This window comes from Microbacterium cucumeris, assembly GCF_058349845.2.
The window spans coordinates 249,957-267,354 of record NZ_JBYRIZ020000002.1; the positions used below are offsets into that span (position 1 = coordinate 249,957).

Genomic DNA, 17,398 nt, shown 5'->3' on the forward strand with positions numbered 1-17,398 from the left:
GTAGCCTTGTTAGGTGCCTCTACAAATTCCCGATCCCGTTCTGGGCCCCTGGGCCAAGGCGTTCCCGGCCCGAGCGCACGGGCTCCGCCTGTCCGAGGTCGCGAATGCGGATCTGCGGCTGTCGGAGTTCTCGACGCCGGTCATGACGGTTAGTGAGCCGGCGCTGGTTCACAACGAGAGCACCGTCTTCGAGTGGGCGCGCGAGCAGGGTGTCCTCCTCGCACCGCACGGCAAGACCACGATGGCCCCTGCGCTCTGGCAGCGGCTGCTGGACGCCGGCGCCTGGGGCCTCTCGGTCGCCACGCCCTGGCAGGCCGGAGTCGCCGCCGAGGCCGGTGTGCGACGCATCCTGATCGCGAACGGTGTGACGGATGCCGCGGCCGCCGCCCGTCTCGGCGAGCTGCTCGCCGGCGACGACGGCCTGCGCATCCTCTGCTGGGCCGACTCCGAGGCGACGGTCGAGATCCTCGCCTCCGCCGTCTCCGACCCGGCGCACCCGCTGGACGTCCTCGTCGAGATGGGCGGCCTCGGCGGGCGCACGGGTGCCCGCACGGTCGACGAGGGCACGCGGATCGCCGACGCCGTATCCCGCGCGACGGGGCTGCGCCTCGCGGGTGTCGCCGGCTACGAGGGCCCTTTCGGCCCCGACCGCACCCCGGCGTCCGTCGCGGCCGTCGACGCGTACCTCCAGACCCTCGTCGACCTGCACGAGCGGCTCGAGTACCCGCAGGGTCTCCAGCCGGTGCTGTCCGCGGGCGGAAGCGCGTTCCCGGACCGTGCCGCCGCCGTGCTCGCACCGCACCGCGAACGCGCGGATGTCGTGCTGCGCTCCGGCGCGTTCCAGATCCACGACGACGGCTTCTACGCGCGCATGTCCCCGTTCGGCTCCGCCGTTCCGACGGCGCCGCTGCGCTCCGCCATGCACGCCTGGGCACGCGTCGTCTCGCACCCGGAGCCGCAGCTCGCCCTGCTGGATGCCGGTCGGCGCGACGTGCCGTTCGACATCGACCTCCCGGTGCCCCAGACCGTCGCCGGAGAGATCACCGCGTTGAACGACCAGCACGCGTTCCTCCGGTGCGCGCCGGAATCCGCGCTCGCTGTCGGGCAGGTGGTGCGTCTCGGGCTCTCGCATCCGTGCACCGCCTTCGACAAGTGGCGGGTGGTGCCGGTGATCGACGATCCGGATGCCGCGGACCCGCGCGTCATCGGGGCGGTGGCGACATGCTTCTGAGTGCGGAGAAGGCAGCGGCGGGCCTCGTCCGGGTGTACCGCGATGCCGGCGTCGTCGACGGCACGGGCGCCGATCGCTTCACGGCCGACGTCGCCGTCGAAGGGGCGCGGGTCGTCGGCATCCGCCGCGGCGGGGATGCCGACTTCGAGCTGCCGGACGGGACGATCGAGGTCGACGCGGCGGGGCTGGTGCTCGCCCCCGGGTTCATCGACATGCACGCCCACAGCGACCTGGCCGTGCTGCGGGGTGCCGAGCACACCGCTAAGATCCTGCAGGGCGTGACCTGCGAGGTGATCGGACAGGACGGACTCGGCTACGCCCCGCTCGACGATGCCGCGGCCCTCACGATCCCGGCGCAGATCGCCGGATGGAACGGCCCTGCGGACGTGCCGTGGCGGACGATGACCGAGTTCCTGGTCGCGGTGGACACCGCCACCGCCGCGAACGTCGCCGTGCTCGTTCCGCAGGGGAACCTCCGGCTGATGGTCGTCGGCCACGAGGACCGTCCCGCGACGCCGGAGGAGATCGCCCGCATGGCCGAGCTCCTCGGCGCCGCCCTCGACGCGGGCGCGTTCGGGATGTCCAGCGGGCTGACCTACACGCCGGGGATGTACGCCTCGACCGCCGAGCTCGAGGCGCTGTGCCGCGTCGTCGTCGAGCGCGGCGGCTACTGGGCTCCGCACACCCGCAGCTACGGGGGCGCGGCCCTCGACGCCTACCGCGAGGTGCTGGACATCGGGCGGCGCACCGGGTGCCCGATCCACCTCACGCACGCGACCATGAACTTCGCGCCCAACCGGGGGCGCGCCGACGACCTGCTGGCACTCGTCGACGAGGCGGTGGCCGACGGGGTGGATGTCACGCTCGACACCTACCCCTATCTGCCCGGAGCCACGACCCTCGCCGCCCTGCTGCCCAGCAGGTTGGCCGCGGGCGGCGACCTGCTCGGCGCGATCGCCGGCCTCGACGCCGACGGCCGCGAGCGGGTGCGAGCCGAACTGGAGGACATCGGCTGCGACGGTTTCCACGGTGAGCGCGCGGACTGGTCGCGGATCGAGATCTCGGGTGTCGCGGATCCCGCCCTGGTCGGCCTCGTCGGTCGGCGCATCGACGAGATCGCCCGGTCTCAGGGTCGCAGCGCCGTCGACGTGGTGCTCGACGTGATCGTTCAGGATGCCGGGGCCACCGGCATCCTCATGCACATCGGCGATGAGCAGAACGTCCGCCGGATCATGCGGCATCCGCGTCACAGTGGCGGCAGCGACGGCATCCTCATCGGCGACAAGCCGCATCCGCGCGGATACGGGACGTTCCCGCACTACCTCGGCCACTACGTGCGCGATGAGGGGGTGCTCAGCCTGGAGGAGGCCGTGCGTCATCTCTCGGCGACGCCGGCGCGCCGGCTGGGGCTCGATCGAGGGGACGCTCCGCGCGGCGTGATCCGCACGGGGGCCACGGCGGATCTCGTGCTGTTCGATCCGGAGCGGATCGCTGCCGGCGCGACCTTCGACGACCCGCGCGCCGAACCCGTCGGGATCGTCGAGGTGCTCGTCGGGGGAGTGGCCGTCGTGTCCGGCGGCCGGGCGACGGGAGCGACCCCAGGAGCGGCGCTGCTCATGCCCCCGCCGGCCCATCGCGCCACGGTCCCCGCGCTCGAGGCGGACATCGACCCGCAGGCGCCCCCGTTCGTCCTGGACGCGCGAGTGTTCATCGATGCGCCCGACGCCTTCGCCGGCGTCGGCCGGCGGCTGCAGGAGCTTCTGGAGCTGACGGGGTCGCGGGATCCGGATGCCGGCACCATCGCCCTCGTCCAGGATGCCGCGTTCGAGAACCCGGAGTCGTTCCGCATCACCGTCGGGCGCTCGCGCATCGAGGTGCGTGCGGCGCAGGCGATCGGCGCGTTCCGGGGAGCCACCGCGCTGCGGCAGCTGCTGCCGCCGGAGCGAACGCTGGGCGCACGTCTGCCTGCCGGCACCTGGGAGGGCACTCCCGCCTTCGGATGGCGCGGTGCCATGCTCGACGTCGCGCGGCACTTCCACCCCGCGGCCGACATCCGGCGGCTCATCGACGTGCTGGCGGCGCACCAGCTCACCGTCCTGCACCTGCACCTCACGGATGACCAGGGATGGCGGTTCGAGGTGCCCGGCTACCCGCGCCTCACCGAGATCGGCGCGCACCGCGAGGCGACCCAGCGCGGCCACGGGCCCTCCGCGACGGTAGAGCCCGGCGTCCACGAGGGGCACTACACGACCGAGGAGCTGCGCGAACTGGTCCGCTACGCCGCCGATCGCTTCATCACCCTGGTGCCCGAGGTGGAACTGCCCGGACACGTGCAGGCCGCTCTCGCCGCATACCCCGAACTCGGCAACCTCGACGCCTCCGAACCCGCGACGGGACCGTGGGAGCGGTTCGGGGTCAATGAGCGCACGCTCGCGCCGACCGAGGAGTCGCTCGCCTTCGGGCGCGCGGCGATCGACGCGCTGTGCGACGTGTTCGACTCGCCGTGGATCGGCATCGGCGGCGACGAGGTGCCGGTGACGGAATGGGCGCGCAGCGCGGCGGCGGCCGAACGCATGCGCGAACTGGGCATCGACTCCGCGCACGGCGTCCAGCCCTGGTTCACCGCGCATCTCGTGGCGCACGTCCGCTCCCGCGGGCGCACGGCGCTGGCCTGGGACGAGGTCCTCGAGGGGGACGTCCCCGACGGTGTGGAGATCCTCGCCTGGCGGGCGCCCGTCGCACTCGACGAAGCGCTGGACCGCGGCATCCCGGTGATCGCGTGCCCCGACCTGGAGGTGTATCTGGACTACCGGCAGTCGGAGTCCGCGGACGAGCCGGTCCCCGTCGGACCGCCGCTCACCGTCGAGCACGCGTACACGCTGCGCATCGACGAGCGCGCCCTGGGTGGGCAGGCGAACACGTGGACCGAGCATCTGCCCACGCGGGACCGAGTCGACTACGCGATGTTCCCCCGGCTCTCGGCCGTCGCCGAGCGGCTCTGGGTCGGCGGCGAACCCGCGCCCTTCGACGATTTCGCCCGCCGACTGCCCGTGCAGCTGCGCCGGCTCGCAGCGGCGGGAGTGCGGTATCGTCCCCTCGACGGCCCGTCTCCCGACCAGCGGCGCCCCGGCGTCCCCGGTAAGCCCATGACCGTCGATGCCCGCCGCGAGATCGTCGCGGATCTGGTCGCGGGCATCATCGCTCGCCGGGGAGCGGAGGAGACCCCGCGGTAAAGTAACGTTTCGGTAACCCTGCCCGTCGCGCAACTGACAGAGGTTGCGTAAATTTTGTTCGTAAGGTCTACTAACAAACATGTCCGAATCGGATGGGATGCGTGCACCGGCCACGGCCGAGTACACCGGCGCGACCGCGCACGGATTCGCAGGTGCGCGGCACCTCCGCTCGCGCGCCAAGGTGCTTCCCGAGCACGCGCGGGGTCACAACCGCGCCCTGGTCCTGCAGACGCTGTACCACGCCGGTGCCATGAGCCGCGCCGACCTGTCCCGGGAGACCGGACTCACGCGCGTCACGATCTCGGATCTCGTCGCCGAGTTCATCGCGGACGGCATCGTCGTGGAGAAGGGGATCCGCGAGACCGCCGGTCCGGGCAAGCCGCCGATCCTCATCGACATCGACCGCGACGGGCATCAGATCATCGGGCTCGACCTGTCCGGACCCGAGGCGTTCCAGGGCGCCGTGCTCAGTCTGGACGGCGAGGTCCTCGAACGTCGTGAGGTGCCGCGTCCTGCCACGCCCGACGGCGCCGCGACCTACGACGCCATGCTCGGACTCGCCCGTGAGCTCATGGCGGCGTCCACGACGACCCTCCTCGGCGTCGGCGTCGGCACTCCCGGCATCGTGCGCCCCGACGGCGTCGTCATCGAGTCGCCGAACCTGGGCTGGACCGATTTCCCGCTCGAGGCGCGCCTCGGCCTGGATCTGGACCTCCCCGTGACCGCGCGCAACGACGCGAATGCCGCCGTCCTCGCCGAGTACACGTTCGGCGAGGCGAAGGCCGACGTCATGCTCATCAAGATCGGGCGCGGCGTCGGCGCCGGGCTCATCACCGGCAGTCAGCCGCTGTTGGGCAGCCGGTTCGCCGCCGGCGAGATCGGCCACGTCGTCGTCGGGACGGACGGCGGACCGCGATGCGTGTGCGGAAAGGACGGATGCCTCGAAGCCTGGCTCAGCGGCAGTCGTCTGGCCGCGGCCATCGCCCAGGCGCCGGACTCCCGTGACGAGCTCCTGCGCGACGCCGGCACCCGCATGGCCGTCGCGATCGCCCCGATCGTCAGCGCCCTGGACCTCTCCGAGATCGTCCTGTCCGGCCCGGCCGACCTGCTCGACGACACCTTCTTCGACGCGGCCACCGAGACCCTGCGCGCGCGCACGCTCGAGGGCGTGTTCGACGACGTCGTGATCCGCCCCACGCTGCAGGACGACATCGTGCTGCGCGGAACTGCGGTCATGGTGCTGTCCGGGCAGCTGGGGGTCTCCTGATGCGCCGCACACCGCCCGCCTCCGTCCTCGCCGACCGGCAGCCCGTCAGCCGATGACGCGGCGCAGGGACACCGACACGCGCGGTCGGGCGATACGCGTGGGCCTGGACGTCGGCGGCACGAAGACGGATGCCGTCGCCGTGGGGCTCGACGGCGAGATCCTCGCACGCGTGCGCCGGCCGACCGGGTGGGGGGACGACGCCGTCATCGCCAGCATCCTGGACAGCGTCGCCGCCCTCGCGGAGGAGGGCGGGTTCGTCGCGTCCGCGATCCGCTCCGTCGGCGTCGGGATCCCCGGCCTCGTCGAACCCGGCACCGGACGCGTGCTGCACGCCGTCAACCTCGGCGTCGAGTCGCTCGACATCGAGGCGCGCGCGGGCAGCCGTCTGCAGGTGCCCGTCACCGTCGAGAACGACGTCAAGGCCGCTGCTCTCGGCGCGGCCGCACTGCGCCGTGACACCGCGACCATGGCGTATCTCAACCTCGGCACGGGGGTCGCGGCCGGAATCGTGGCGGACGGGCGCATCTGGCGCGGGGCGCGCGGCACGGCGGGAGAGGTGGGACACCTCAGCGTCGATCCGGCCGGACGGCTGTGCGGCTGCGGCCAGCGCGGCTGCGTCGAGACGCTGTGCGGTGGCGGCGCCCTGGCGAAGGCGTGGGGACGCCCCGGTGCCCTTCCCGTCCGTGACATCTTCGACGCCTCCGAGACCGGCGATCCCGTCGCGACGGCGCTGCGCGCCGATCTCGCCAGGGGAGCGGCGGCCGCCGTGCGCATCCTCGTGCTCTCGGTCGACGTCGAGACGGTGGTCATCGGCGGCGGGCTCACCGCGCTCGGGGAGCGCCTGCACACGGACATCGTCGCGACCCTGCGGCGCGAGGCCGAGGGGTCGGCGTTCATGCGCTCCCTCCGGCTGGATGAGAGGATCGAGCTGCTGCCGGCGGGTTCCCCGGCGGCGGCTCTGGGCGCGGCGCTCGTGGGTGCCGCCGAGTTCGCACCGGCACCGGACAAGGAGATCGTCACCCATGGCTGAAGTCGTCATCGTCGAGAACAGCGCCGCGGCAGGAGCCCTGGTCGCCGACGAGATCGTCGCGCTCATCAGGGAGCGCTCAGACGCGGTACTGGGGCTCGCGACCGGGTCGACGCCGCTGCCCGTGTACGAGGCGCTGCAGAGCCGGCTCGAAGGCATCGACGTGTCGCACGTCCGCGGGTTCGCGCTGGACGAATACGTCGGCATCGACCCGGCGCATCCCGAAAGCTATCGCTCGGTGATCACGCGCGAGGTCGTGGAGCCCCTGGGCCTCGACCCGCGGCGCATCCACGTCCCCAACGGTGCGGCGGACGGCATCGAACATGCCGGCTCCGACTACGAGGCGGCGATCGCCGAGGCCGGCGGCGTCGATCTGCAGATCCTCGGGATCGGCACCGACGGGCACATCGGATTCAACGAGCCGGGATCGTCGTTCGCGTCGCGCACGCGCGTCAAGACGCTGACCCAGCAGACCCGCGAGGACAACGCGCGTTTCTTCGACACGATCGACGACGTCCCGATGCACTGCATCACGCAGGGCCTCGGTACGATCCTCCAGGCGCGTCACCTGGTGCTGCTGGCGTTCGGCGAGAACAAGGCGCAGGCCGTCGCGGACGCCGTCGAGGGACCGCTGTCCGCCATCCTCCCCGGGTCCGCGATCCAGCTGCACCCGCACGCGACGGTCGTCGTCGACGAGGCGGCGGCGTCGAAGCTGAAGCTCGCCGATTACTACCGGTACACATTCGCGAACAAGCCGGCCTGGCAGGGGATCTAGCGCACCCGTCCGGTCGCAGTTTCTGTCGTCATCGGACGGCTGAGTTCGCTTCCGGTCGCAGCTTCTGTCGGTTCCGCGCGCCTACAGCGGCATGGATTGCGACGGGAACGCGGGTGACCAAGCCGGAGCGGCGTGAACTGCGACCCGAGGCAGAGAGGCGGGAGCCTAGGCCTCCGGCCAAGCCAGCGGGAGCAGGTGCTCGAGGCTGAGCGGAGCCAGCGGCAGCGCGGCGATGTCGTCCGGGGTGATCCAGCGCAGCTCGGCGAGCTCGGCCTGGACCGCGACGTCGTCCGGCTCGGCGCGCATCGCGAAAGCGGATGCGACGACGCGGTGCCCCGGTTCATTCGCGGCATCCGAGACGAACTCGCCCAGTGGCGTGAGGTCGGTTTCCGCGACCCGCAGACCGAGCTCCTCCTCCAGTTCGCGTGCCAGCGTCTGCGCGGCGCTCTCGCCCGGCTCCGGCTTGCCGCCGGGCTGCATGAAGCGCACCGTGCCGTGCTTGCGGACCACGAGCACACGATCGGCGGAATCTCTGATGATCGCGGCGCTCACATGGATGTCAGGCATGCGGGGTGAACACCTTTCCGGGGTTGAGGATGCCGAGCGGGTCGAACACGCGGACGATGTCGTGCTGCAGCCGCCACTGATCGTCGCCGAGCTCCTCGGCGAGCCACCGGCTCTTGAGCGTCCCGATGCCGTGCTCGCCGGTGAGAGTTCCACCCAGGCGGATCGCGGCGCGGAACAGTTCATCGGCCGCACGCCAGATCTCGGCGGGCACCTCGGTGCCCTCGAAGATGAAGTTCGGGTGCAGGTTTCCGTCGCCCGCGTGCACGACCGTGGGGATGGTCAGACCGTACGCACGCTCGATGCGGGAGATCTCGTCGAACATCGCCGGCAGAGCGCTGCGCGGTACGGAGACGTCCTCGATCAGTGTGGTTCCGAGAGACGCCATCGCGGCGTGCATGGAGCGGCGGATCGACAGGAGGCGCTCGCCCTCCGCCGGGTCGTCCGAGAGTGCCACCTGGCCGCCGTGAGCCGTGAGGATCGCCGCGATGCGCTCGGCCTCGATTCGGGCGGCGGTGCCGTCGGTCTGGATCGTGAGCTGCGCCGCGCCCGCGGCCGGTGCCGACAGCGACAGCAGGGCATGGACCGCAGCGAGGGCGGCGGCGTCCATCAGCTCCATGATCGCGGGCTGCTCGCCCGCCGCGGTGACGGCGGCGGATGCCGTGGCGGCGGTCCGGGCATCCGGGAACACCGCGGCGATCGTGCAGGTGCCGCCCGGGACCAGGCGCCGCAGCTTCAGCGTGGCGCCCACGACCACTCCGAGCCTGCCCTCCGAGCCGATCACGAGGGAGGTGAGGTCGAGTCCGGTGACGCCCTTGACCGTGCGATGACCGAGATGGAGGAGGCGTCCGTCGGCCAGGACGAGGTCCACGCCGAGGACGGCGTCGCGGACCACGCCGTACTTGGCGCACAGCAGCCCGCCGGCGCCCGTGGCGATGTTGCCGCCGACTGTGGAGATGTCCCTGCTCGCCGGGTCCGGCGCCCACCACACGCCGTGCGGCGCCAGCGCGGCATTGAGCTCGGCGTTGAGGATGCCGGGCTCGACGACAGCGAGAAGGTCGTCGGGACGGATCTCGTGGATGCGCGTCATGCGCCGCGTGGACAGCACGATCTCGCCCTCGCCGGCATTCGCGGCGCCGGCGAGACCCGTGCCCGCACCGCGCACCACGACGGGCGTGCGGGTGTCCGAGGCGATGCGGAGGGTCTCCTGGACGTGCGCGACGGTCTCGGCGTGGACGACCGCGAGGGGGCGACCGGGGGCGGCGTGACCAGAGCGGTCGGCGCGGGCCTGCTCGCGGGAGGCCTCGGTGACGTCGACGATGTCGCCGAGCGCCGCCTGCAGCGCCGCGAGCGCGCTCATGCCAGAGATCGCCGCCCGGCGATCACTCCGGCCGCGATCGCCACCACGGCGAAGACCGATCCGATCAGTGCCTGGCCCATGGACCACCACGCGATCGTGACGCCGACGTAGACGAGCAGCTCCACGGCCGCCCGCAGGAACGGATGCAGCCGCAGCACGGGACGCGGCGACAGGAACAGGGCCCAGACGAGCAGGACCACGACAGGGGTTCCGATGCCGAGGACGATGTTCCATGGCATGTCCCACGACGCGAAGCCCCACAGGGCGAGCGAGGCGAGGCTGACCAGAAGGATGACGACCCGGACGATGTCGAGCGGAGTGACGTTCGGGCGGTTCACGCCCGGTTCGGCCGGAGTGTCGTGGGTCATGCTCCCAGTCTATTCGGCGGGCGGTGCGGCCTCGTCGCCCGGGACCAGTGCGGATGCTGGGGCGACGGCCTCCTCGGCCGCGTCCTTGAGGGGCGCTGCGACCTGGTCGGTTGCGGCCTTCTCCTCGGCGGTTGGCTGCTCGGCCGGGGTGCTCTCCGCCGCGGGGTCCTCAGTCGTCGGCGCCAGCGGCGCGGAGGACGGATCGGCAGGAGCGGGCTCTTCAGCGGCCGGTGCGGGCTCGGTCGGAGCCTGCTTCTGCTCCGGCTCGGACGGCTCGGCCTCGGCAGCCGCAGGAGCGTCCGTCTGGTCGTCGGCGGGGGTGTCCGCGGCCGGGATCTCGTCCGCAGCGGGGTCCTCCGCCGGCGGGTCCTCGGCCGGAACCTCGCCTTCGGGGAGGGTCTCCTCCTCGCCGTCGCAGGCCGGGGCCAGCAGGACGGAGGTCAGGGTCACGCCCAGTGCGGACAGCGATGTCTCATAGGGGTGGACCGGTCCGTCGACGGTGACGTAGTGGAACTCCACGTCGGCGTTGAAGAGGATCTGGTCGAGGCTCGGACGGAGGCTGATGGTCCCGCTGCCGTCCTCACCGAGCAGGATGTTGTCTGCCCTGCTCGTGCTGCCATTGAGCAGCGCCTGCACCTCGGCCTCGGGCACGCCGAGGACGTCGATCGAGACATAGGTGACCGCCTCGTCGCCGAGGCACATCGTGACGTCGACGAGCTCGACGGGCGACGTCGGCACGACCGGGTCCACGGGGTCGACCGGGTCCACGGGATCCACGGGATCGACCGGATCCACGGGGTCGACAGGATCGACAGGGTCCACAGGATCCACCGGAACCTCGGGCACCGTGCCCGTCTCCCCGCCGCTTCCCGATTCCGCCGGGGGAGCGACCTCGGCCGGTGGAGCGACCGGCTCCTCGACCGGCACGGCATCCGCTTCCGGCGCGGGGTCGTCCTTCTCCTCGGCATCCGGGTCGTCGAGGACGAGATCCTCGGCGTCGAGCGCTTCCAGCTCGTCGTCGGGGCCCACCTCGGTCGGGATGGAGGGGGAGTCCGAGACCTCTCCGGCGCTGGGGAGGCTCGTCATCGCGGGCGCCGAGACGAGACCGGGAACGATCGCGGCGGCCGCGACGACGCCCGCGACCACGAGGGCCGCCGAGCCGACGCCGACGAGTGCACCGATTCCCGAGACCGCACCGGCACCGCCGGCTGCACTCGAACCGCTTGCGGCGCCGGCGCCTGCCGTGCCGCCCGCTCCGGCTCCGCCCGCTCCGGCGACCGCCGCGCTCCCGGCACCGGCGATCACCACGCCGCCCTCGACCACGCTCGAGGGCATGGCGGCGAGAGCCACGATCGGGGTTCCGCCGCCCTGCAGCGTCGCGAGATAGCCGGCGGCGCCGGAGACTCCGAGGACGAGGGGGAGCAGCACGAGCGCTAGACGCTGGGACACGTCCTTCGCCTCGGCGGCCACGATCATGCAGCGCGCGCAGTCGGCGAGATGCGCGTCGAGGCGCTTGCGGTCGCGGTTGCTCAGGTTCCCGCGCGAGTAGGCGCCGAGGTGCTCGATGGTCCACTGGCATTCCGAACCCGGTGCGGCGCTGCGCAGGTGCGCCTGGATCCACGCCTCGCGCAGGCCCTCGCGGGCGCGGAAGGCAAGCTGAGCGACGGCGCCGGCCTTCATGCCGAGCAGCGGAGCGACCTCTCCGGGCTTCATCTGCTCGATCTCGGTGTACCAGAGCACTTCCTGCCAGCGAGACGGGAGGCTGCGGAACGCCTGCGCGGTGAGGCCCCGGTCCAGGGCCTCGTCGGCTGCCTGCTCGGTGCTGTCCGGATCGGCGACGGCCTCCATCTCGTCGATGGCGGTCTCGCGACGCGCCTTGCCCCACCCTGCTGCGGTGTTGCGGATGCTCGTGAACAGGTAGGCACGGAACGAGCCGTTGGGTCCGCCGCCCTTGAGGATCGCGTTGTAGATGCGCGTGTACGACTCCTGGACGAGATCGTCCGGGTCGAGCGTCGACGTGATCGACCGCGCGACGGCGATGCCGGACGGATAGTGGCGTCTCCAGAGTTCGCCGAAGGCCTCCCGGTCCCCGGATCGGGTGCGGAGGATCAGATCGGCGTCGGCGATCTGCACGTCGTGGTCGTTTTGGTCAGGCACGGTCATCCAGCTCTCGTGGAGCATCGGTTCGGCTCCACAGGAAGAGACGCGTGAATCGGGTCCCCATCACGCGCCCGAACCATTCTCACCCGGTTTTCCCAGCCTGGCCAGCCCTGGGGACAACTCGGAGCGAACTCTCTGCGGGATCACGGCAGAAATCTCCGAAGAATTTCTCCGCATCCGCGTAATGGATCGGTCAGGACGCCGTCTCATCAACCAGAGCATGCTGTCGGATCCCCACCGGGGGGCGGAGATCCGGCGGCACCGGTGCACGGGGCAACCGCGCCGGTACAGGCGGGCTCGGGATCCTCGGGGGAGGAGTTCCCGAGCCGCCTGCTCGTTCCGGAGGGACTGGGGCCGCCGCTGACTGGGGTGCGGCGGCCTCCCCTCGACTCCCGCGATCCGGCACGCGTCGTGCATCACGCAGCGGCCCGGCCGCCGACCCACACGTGGTGTACGCGCAGCTGCGCGTCCAGGAGCACGGCGTCGCCCAGCATCCCTGCGCTGAGTCGTCCCACGCGGTCGCCGGCGCCGATCGCTGCGGCCGGGGTCTCGGTCAGCGCACGGATCGCGGCGGCGAGCGGAACACCGGCCTGCACGGCGCGCTGCAGCGCGACGTCCTGCGTGAGGGTCGAACCGGCGATCGAGCCGGTGTCGTCGGTGCGCGCGACCCCGTCCGCGACCGTCACCTTGACGGCGCCGAGGTCGTAGTGCCCGTCGGCGCTGCCGGCGGCGGCCATGGCGTCGGTGACCAGCGCGACCCGGTCGGGCGCGGCGTCGAACACGAGCTTGATCACGTGGGGATCGAGGTGGACGTTGTCCGCGATGGCCTCGAGCACGACGCGACGATCGGCCGCTGCCGCGAGCACGGGACCCGGGGCGCGATGGTGGATGCCGCGCATGGCGTTGAACGCGTGCGTGAGGATCGTCGCCCCCGCATCGAAGGCGGCCGCGGCCATGGCGGCATCCGCGTCGGTGTGCCCGACCGCGGCGGCGGCGCCCGCCGCGACCACCGAACGGATCGCGTCGATTCCCCCGGGGAGTTCGGGGGCGATCGTGACCTGGCGCACCGTTCCGCGGCCGGCATCGAGCAGCCGCTGCACGTCGGCGGCGATCGGCGCTCGCAGCAGCGACGGCTCGTGGGCGCCCTGATGCCCGGGATCCAGGAAAGGGCCTTCGAGGTGCGAACCGAGGATCTCGGGATCCGCCTCGGTGAGGTCGGCGATCTCGGAAGCGCGGCGAGCGAGGTCGTCCAGCGAGGCCGTCACGAGCGACAGCACGGCGCGCGTGGTGCCGTGCGCGCGGTGCAGGGCACGGGCAGTACGGATCGCCTCGACGCCCTCGTCGTACGACGCACCCGCGCCCCCGTGGCCGTGGATGTCGATGAACCCGGGAGACAGGATCGCCCCGGGACCGGCGATCTGCGTCGCGTCGACGACGACCTCGGCATCCGTCCACGACGAACCCGTGCCGGTCGCGGAGACGAGACCGTCGTCGAAGCGCACCCAGGCGTCCGCGACGTCGGACCCGGAGGAGACCAGTCGGGCGGAATGGATCACGGTGGCGGTCATCGCGGGCTCCAGTCGATCTCGGAGGGGCGATGCCCTCCCCAGCCCTCCGCGTCCCACACGGCGCCGAGCCCACCTACGCGGTCGCGGAACGACGCCCAGTCCTTGGCGGATGCCGGAGACCATCCGATCTCAGCAAGCGCCGCCGCCCGCGGGAAGAACAGCTGATCGATGTCCGCGAGCGACGGGATCGTCTCGGACCACAGCGGTCCCTCGACACCCAGGATCGCCTCGGCATCGAGTCCGGGGACGATCTCCTCCGGCTCCCAGGAGTAGGCGCTCTCGAGGTCGATGATCGCCGCCCAGGTGAGTCCCAGCGGGAAGTCCGCGGTGTACTTCATGTCCAGATATGCGCGGGTGGACGGCGACAGGATGACGCGGCCGCCGCGCTCGGCGAACCGGCGGGTGTGCTCGGCGTGCTCCGCGGTGGGCGTGCTGCTTCCCCAGAACTGGCCGACGGTGCCCTCGGCGACCTGCGCGGATCCCGCCTCGTGCCAGGCCACCGGCGTCTTCCCGAGCTCGGCGGTGAGGGCCGTGACGCGTTCGATGAATGCGTCGAAATCGGCTGCGGGCGTGCCCAGGCACTCGTCTCCGCCGACGTGCAGGTACGGGCCGGGGGCGATCTCCGCCACTTCCGAGAGCACGTCGCGCAGGAACTCCCAGGTCGCGTCCTCGTGGATGCGCACGGAGGAGTGTCCGACTCCCCAGCCGAGGTAGGGCTCACCGGCCACGGGGAGCGGCTGGCCCAGGGACTCGGACTGCGCCAGGAGCATGTCGTTCATGACCGGAGCCTCGACGACATCCGGGTAGGCCAGACCGATCGCGTGCGTGTGCCCTGGGAGGTCGATCTCCGGGACCACGACCATGTGGTGGGCGGCCGCGTATCCGACGATCTCGCGGAAGTCGTCCTTGGTGTAGAAGCCGCCAGGGCGACCGAGCGTGGAGGTCCCCGCAGCCTTCTCCGTCAGCAGCGGGCGGCTGTCGATGTGCAGGCGCCAGCCTTGATCGTCGGTGAGGTGCAGGTGCAGGTGGTTGAACTTCAGCGATGACGCGCGGTCGATGAACGCCTTGACGGTCGCGACGTCGAAGAACGTCCTGGCGACGTCGAGCATGACGCCCCGGTACGCGTAGCGCGGGGCGTCGACGATAGAGGCGCGTGCGATCGACCAGACGCCGTCCTTCACGCGCAGCAGCTGACGAAGGGTCTGGACGCCGTAGAACAGCCCGGCATCCGATCCGGTGATCTCGACGCGGGCGCCGATCTCGAGGCGGTACGACTCGCCGTCGTCGTCGGTGCGGCGGAGGACGAGGTCGCCGTCGGACGGCGGGTCCGTGACGACATCCGGCCGCAGGCCGGTGCGCGCGGCGAGCACATCGGAGAGGACGGATGCCGCGGCATCCGCGCCGTCGACGATGACGATGCGCGTGGCGGGGGAGAGCACGAGCGTTCCGGAGCCCTCGGTCACGGACGCGGGCTGGGGGACAAGAGTAAGGACCATGAACAAAACGTACCGGTGACCGTGACGACATCCAAGCATCCGGACCGATCCGATCCGCTATGCTCGAGACGTCGCGACTGGCGTCTGGGTGGGGTACCACCGGGGAGCGACTTCTCATGGAAATCGACCGCGCGCCTGGGCCGATAGGAAATCCCTTCCGCCGTGAGATCAGGAGCAGCCATGACCGACCCGTACTTCAACGCCCCGCTGTCCGAAGTCGACCCGGAGATCGCCGAGGTCCTCGAGCGGGAGCTGAACCGCCAGCGCGGTTATCTCGAGATGATCGCTTCCGAGAACTTCGTCCCCGTCTCGGTCCTGCAGTCGCAGGGGTCCGTGCTCACGAACAAGTACGCCGAGGGCTACCCCGGGCGCCGCTACTACGGCGGCTGCGAAGAGGTGGACGTCGCGGAGGAACTCGCGATCCAGCGCGCGAAGGATCTGTTCGGCGCCGAGTTCGCCAACGTCCAGCCGCACTCCGGCGCCACGGCCAACGCCGCCGTGCTGCACGCGATCGCCCGCCCTGGCGACACGCTTCTCGGCCTCTCGCTCGACCACGGCGGTCATCTCACGCACGGCATGAAGATCAACTTCTCCGGGCGGCTGTACGACATCGTCGCCTACGGCGTCGACCCTGAGACCTCGCTCGTGGACATGGACGAGGTGCGGCGCCTCGCCCTCGAGCACAAGCCGAAGGTCATCATCGCCGGCTGGTCGGCGTACCCGCGTCAGCTCGACTTCGCGGCCTTCCGCGAGATCGCCGACGAGGTGGGCGCGTACCTGTGGGTCGACATGGCGCACTTCGCCGGTCTGGTCGCCGCGGGCGTGCACCCCTCGCCCGTGCCGCACGCGCACGTCGTGTCCTCCACGGTGCACAAGACGATCGGCGGCCCGCGCTCCGGTTTCATCCTCACCAACGACGCCGACCTGGCCAAGAAGATCAACTCCGCGGTGTTCCCGGGTCAGCAGGGCGGACCGCTCATGCACGTGATCGCGGCGAAGGCCACGGCGTTCAAGATCGCCGGCACGCCGGAGTTCCGCGAGCGTCAGGAGCGCACGGTCCGCGGCGCCGCCCTCCTCGCCGAGCGTCTCGGCCGCCAGGACGTGCAGGACGCCGGCATCCGGGTCCGCTCCGGCGGCACCGACGTGCATCTCGTCCTCGTCGACCTGCGCGATGCCGAGATCGACGGCAAGCAGGCCGAGGACCTGCTGCACGACATCCACATCACCGTCAACCGGAATGCGGTCCCGAACGATCCGCGTCCGCCGATGGTGACGTCGGGCCTGCGCATCGGCACGCCGGCGCTCGCCACGCGCGGATTCGGGGACGCCGAGTTCACCGAGGTCGCGGACATCATCGCGCTCGCGCTGCTGCCCGGTGCCGACGTGGCCGCACTGAAGGCGCGCGTCGACGCGCTCGCTGCGGCCTTCCCGCTCTACCCGGGGCTGACCCAGTGACCGCTGTCGTCCTGGACGGCAAGGCCGCCTCGGCCGAGATCAAGGCGGAGCTCGCGGAGCGCGTCGCGGCGCTGCGCGCTCGGGGCGTGATCCCCGGCATCGCCACGGTGCTCGTGGGCGCGGATCCGGCGTCCCAGCTGTACGTCGGGATGAAGCACCGGCAGTCCGAGGCGATCGGGATGAACTCGATCCAGCGCGAACTGCCGGCCGACGCCACGCAGGAGCAGGTCGAGGAGCTGATCGACGAACTCAACGCCGATCCGTCCTGCCACGGCTACATCGTGCAGCTGCCGCTGCCGAAGCACCTGGACACCGACGCGATCCTGGAGCGCATCGACCCGGCCAAGGACGCCGACGGGCTGCACCCGACGAACCTCGGGCGTCTGGTGCTCAATGTCAACGCCCCGATCACCACGCCCCTGCCGTGCACTCCGCGCGGGGTGATCGAGCTGCTGCTGCGCAACGACTACGACCTCACGGGCAAGCACGTCGTCGTCGTGGGGCGCGGAGTGACGATCGGACGTCCGATGGGACTGCTGCTGACGCGTCGCGACATCAACGCCACCGTGACGCAGGTGCACACGGGGACGCCGGACATGTCGCCCTACCTGCGTCAGGCGGACGTGATCGTCGCGGGCGCGGGGGTGAAGCACCTCATCCGCCCCGAGGACGTCAAGCCGGGCGCCGCCGTCCTGGACGTGGGCGTCACGCGCGAGACGGATGCCGAGACCGGCAAGACCCGCGTCCACGGGGATGTGCATCCGGACGTGGCCGAGGTCGCAGGCTTCCTGTCTCCGAACCCGGGCGGCGTCGGCCCCATGACCGTCGCGCTTCTCATGACGAACGTCGTGGAGGCCGCGGAGCGTCTCACTTTCGATCGTTGAGCCGCGGTTC

General features: G+C 71.5%; 13 protein-coding genes and 1 riboswitch. Of the genes, 7 read left to right on the plus strand and 6 right to left on the minus strand.

The window, feature by feature from the left end; all coding sequences use genetic code 11:
- The first annotated feature begins 13 nt into the window (after positions 1-13).
- From AC3RXZ_RS07785 to nagB, 5 genes are all read left to right on the plus strand, one after another.
- Positions 14-1,231: an alanine racemase gene (locus AC3RXZ_RS07785; protein WP_491493650.1), complete on the plus strand. Its 1,218-nt coding sequence runs from the start codon at positions 14-16 to the stop codon at positions 1,229-1,231.
- Positions 1,222-4,464, plus strand: coding sequence for a family 20 glycosylhydrolase (locus tag AC3RXZ_RS07790; RefSeq protein WP_491493651.1), 3,243 nt, complete (start codon positions 1,222-1,224; stop codon positions 4,462-4,464). Before AC3RXZ_RS07785 ends, AC3RXZ_RS07790 begins: the two co-directional genes overlap by 10 nt.
- A gap of 79 nt (positions 4,465-4,543) precedes the next feature.
- Positions 4,544-5,731 carry an ROK family transcriptional regulator gene (locus tag AC3RXZ_RS07795; RefSeq protein WP_243230701.1) on the plus strand — a complete coding sequence of 396 codons (1,188 nt, stop codon included), beginning with the start codon at positions 4,544-4,546 and terminating at the stop codon, positions 5,729-5,731.
- Between the two features lie 52 nt (positions 5,732-5,783).
- The gene (locus AC3RXZ_RS07800; RefSeq protein WP_491493652.1) at positions 5,784-6,761 is read left to right on the plus strand and encodes an ROK family protein; all 978 of its coding nucleotides are present in this window, start codon (positions 5,784-5,786) and stop codon (positions 6,759-6,761) included.
- Complete coding sequence (gene nagB / locus AC3RXZ_RS07805) at positions 6,754-7,533, plus strand: glucosamine-6-phosphate deaminase (protein WP_243230712.1); 780 nt, start codon at positions 6,754-6,756, stop codon at positions 7,531-7,533. Before AC3RXZ_RS07800 ends, nagB begins: the two co-directional genes overlap by 8 nt.
- A 165-nt stretch (positions 7,534-7,698) precedes the next feature.
- On the opposite strand, the gene AC3RXZ_RS07810 is transcribed toward nagB, so the two are convergent.
- The 6 genes from AC3RXZ_RS07810 to AC3RXZ_RS07835 all read right to left on the minus strand — a co-directional run bounded on the left by AC3RXZ_RS07810 (position 7,699) and on the right by AC3RXZ_RS07835 (position 15,049).
- Positions 7,699-8,100, minus strand: a complete 402-nt coding sequence (locus tag AC3RXZ_RS07810) for an NUDIX hydrolase (RefSeq protein WP_491493653.1) — start codon at positions 8,098-8,100, stop codon at positions 7,699-7,701.
- Complete coding sequence (locus tag AC3RXZ_RS07815) at positions 8,093-9,457, minus strand: FAD-binding oxidoreductase (protein ID WP_491493654.1); 1,365 nt, start codon at positions 9,455-9,457, stop codon at positions 8,093-8,095. Before AC3RXZ_RS07815 ends, AC3RXZ_RS07810 begins: the two co-directional genes overlap by 8 nt.
- Positions 9,454-9,825 (minus strand): YrdB family protein, encoded by a 372-nt coding sequence (locus AC3RXZ_RS07820; RefSeq protein WP_243230719.1) that lies wholly within the window; start codon positions 9,823-9,825, stop codon positions 9,454-9,456. The genes AC3RXZ_RS07815 and AC3RXZ_RS07820 overlap by 4 nt, the downstream gene beginning before the upstream one ends.
- A 9-nt stretch (positions 9,826-9,834) precedes the next feature.
- Positions 9,835-11,988 (minus strand): sigma-70 family RNA polymerase sigma factor, encoded by a 2,154-nt coding sequence (locus AC3RXZ_RS07825; protein ID WP_491493655.1) that lies wholly within the window; start codon positions 11,986-11,988, stop codon positions 9,835-9,837.
- Positions 11,989-12,401: 413 nt separating this feature from the next.
- Positions 12,402-13,553, minus strand: a complete 1,152-nt coding sequence (locus AC3RXZ_RS07830) for an N-acetylglucosamine-6-phosphate deacetylase (protein WP_491493656.1) — start codon at positions 13,551-13,553, stop codon at positions 12,402-12,404.
- Positions 13,550-15,049 carry a beta-N-acetylhexosaminidase gene (locus AC3RXZ_RS07835; protein ID WP_243230728.1) on the minus strand — a complete coding sequence of 500 codons (1,500 nt, stop codon included), beginning with the start codon at positions 15,047-15,049 and terminating at the stop codon, positions 13,550-13,552. Before AC3RXZ_RS07835 ends, AC3RXZ_RS07830 begins: the two co-directional genes overlap by 4 nt.
- A 63-nt stretch (positions 15,050-15,112) precedes the next feature.
- Positions 15,113-15,197, plus strand: a riboswitch (ZMP/ZTP riboswitch).
- Positions 15,198-15,229: 32 nt separating this feature from the next.
- Here AC3RXZ_RS07835 and glyA point away from each other — a divergent pair.
- Positions 15,230-16,504 carry a serine hydroxymethyltransferase gene (gene glyA / locus AC3RXZ_RS07840; RefSeq protein WP_243230730.1) on the plus strand — a complete coding sequence of 425 codons (1,275 nt, stop codon included), beginning with the start codon at positions 15,230-15,232 and terminating at the stop codon, positions 16,502-16,504.
- A complete protein-coding gene (locus AC3RXZ_RS07845; protein ID WP_491493657.1) occupies positions 16,501-17,388 on the plus strand; it encodes a bifunctional methylenetetrahydrofolate dehydrogenase/methenyltetrahydrofolate cyclohydrolase in 888 nt (295 codons plus the stop codon). Before glyA ends, AC3RXZ_RS07845 begins: the two co-directional genes overlap by 4 nt.
- Positions 17,389-17,398 lie beyond the last annotated feature (10 nt).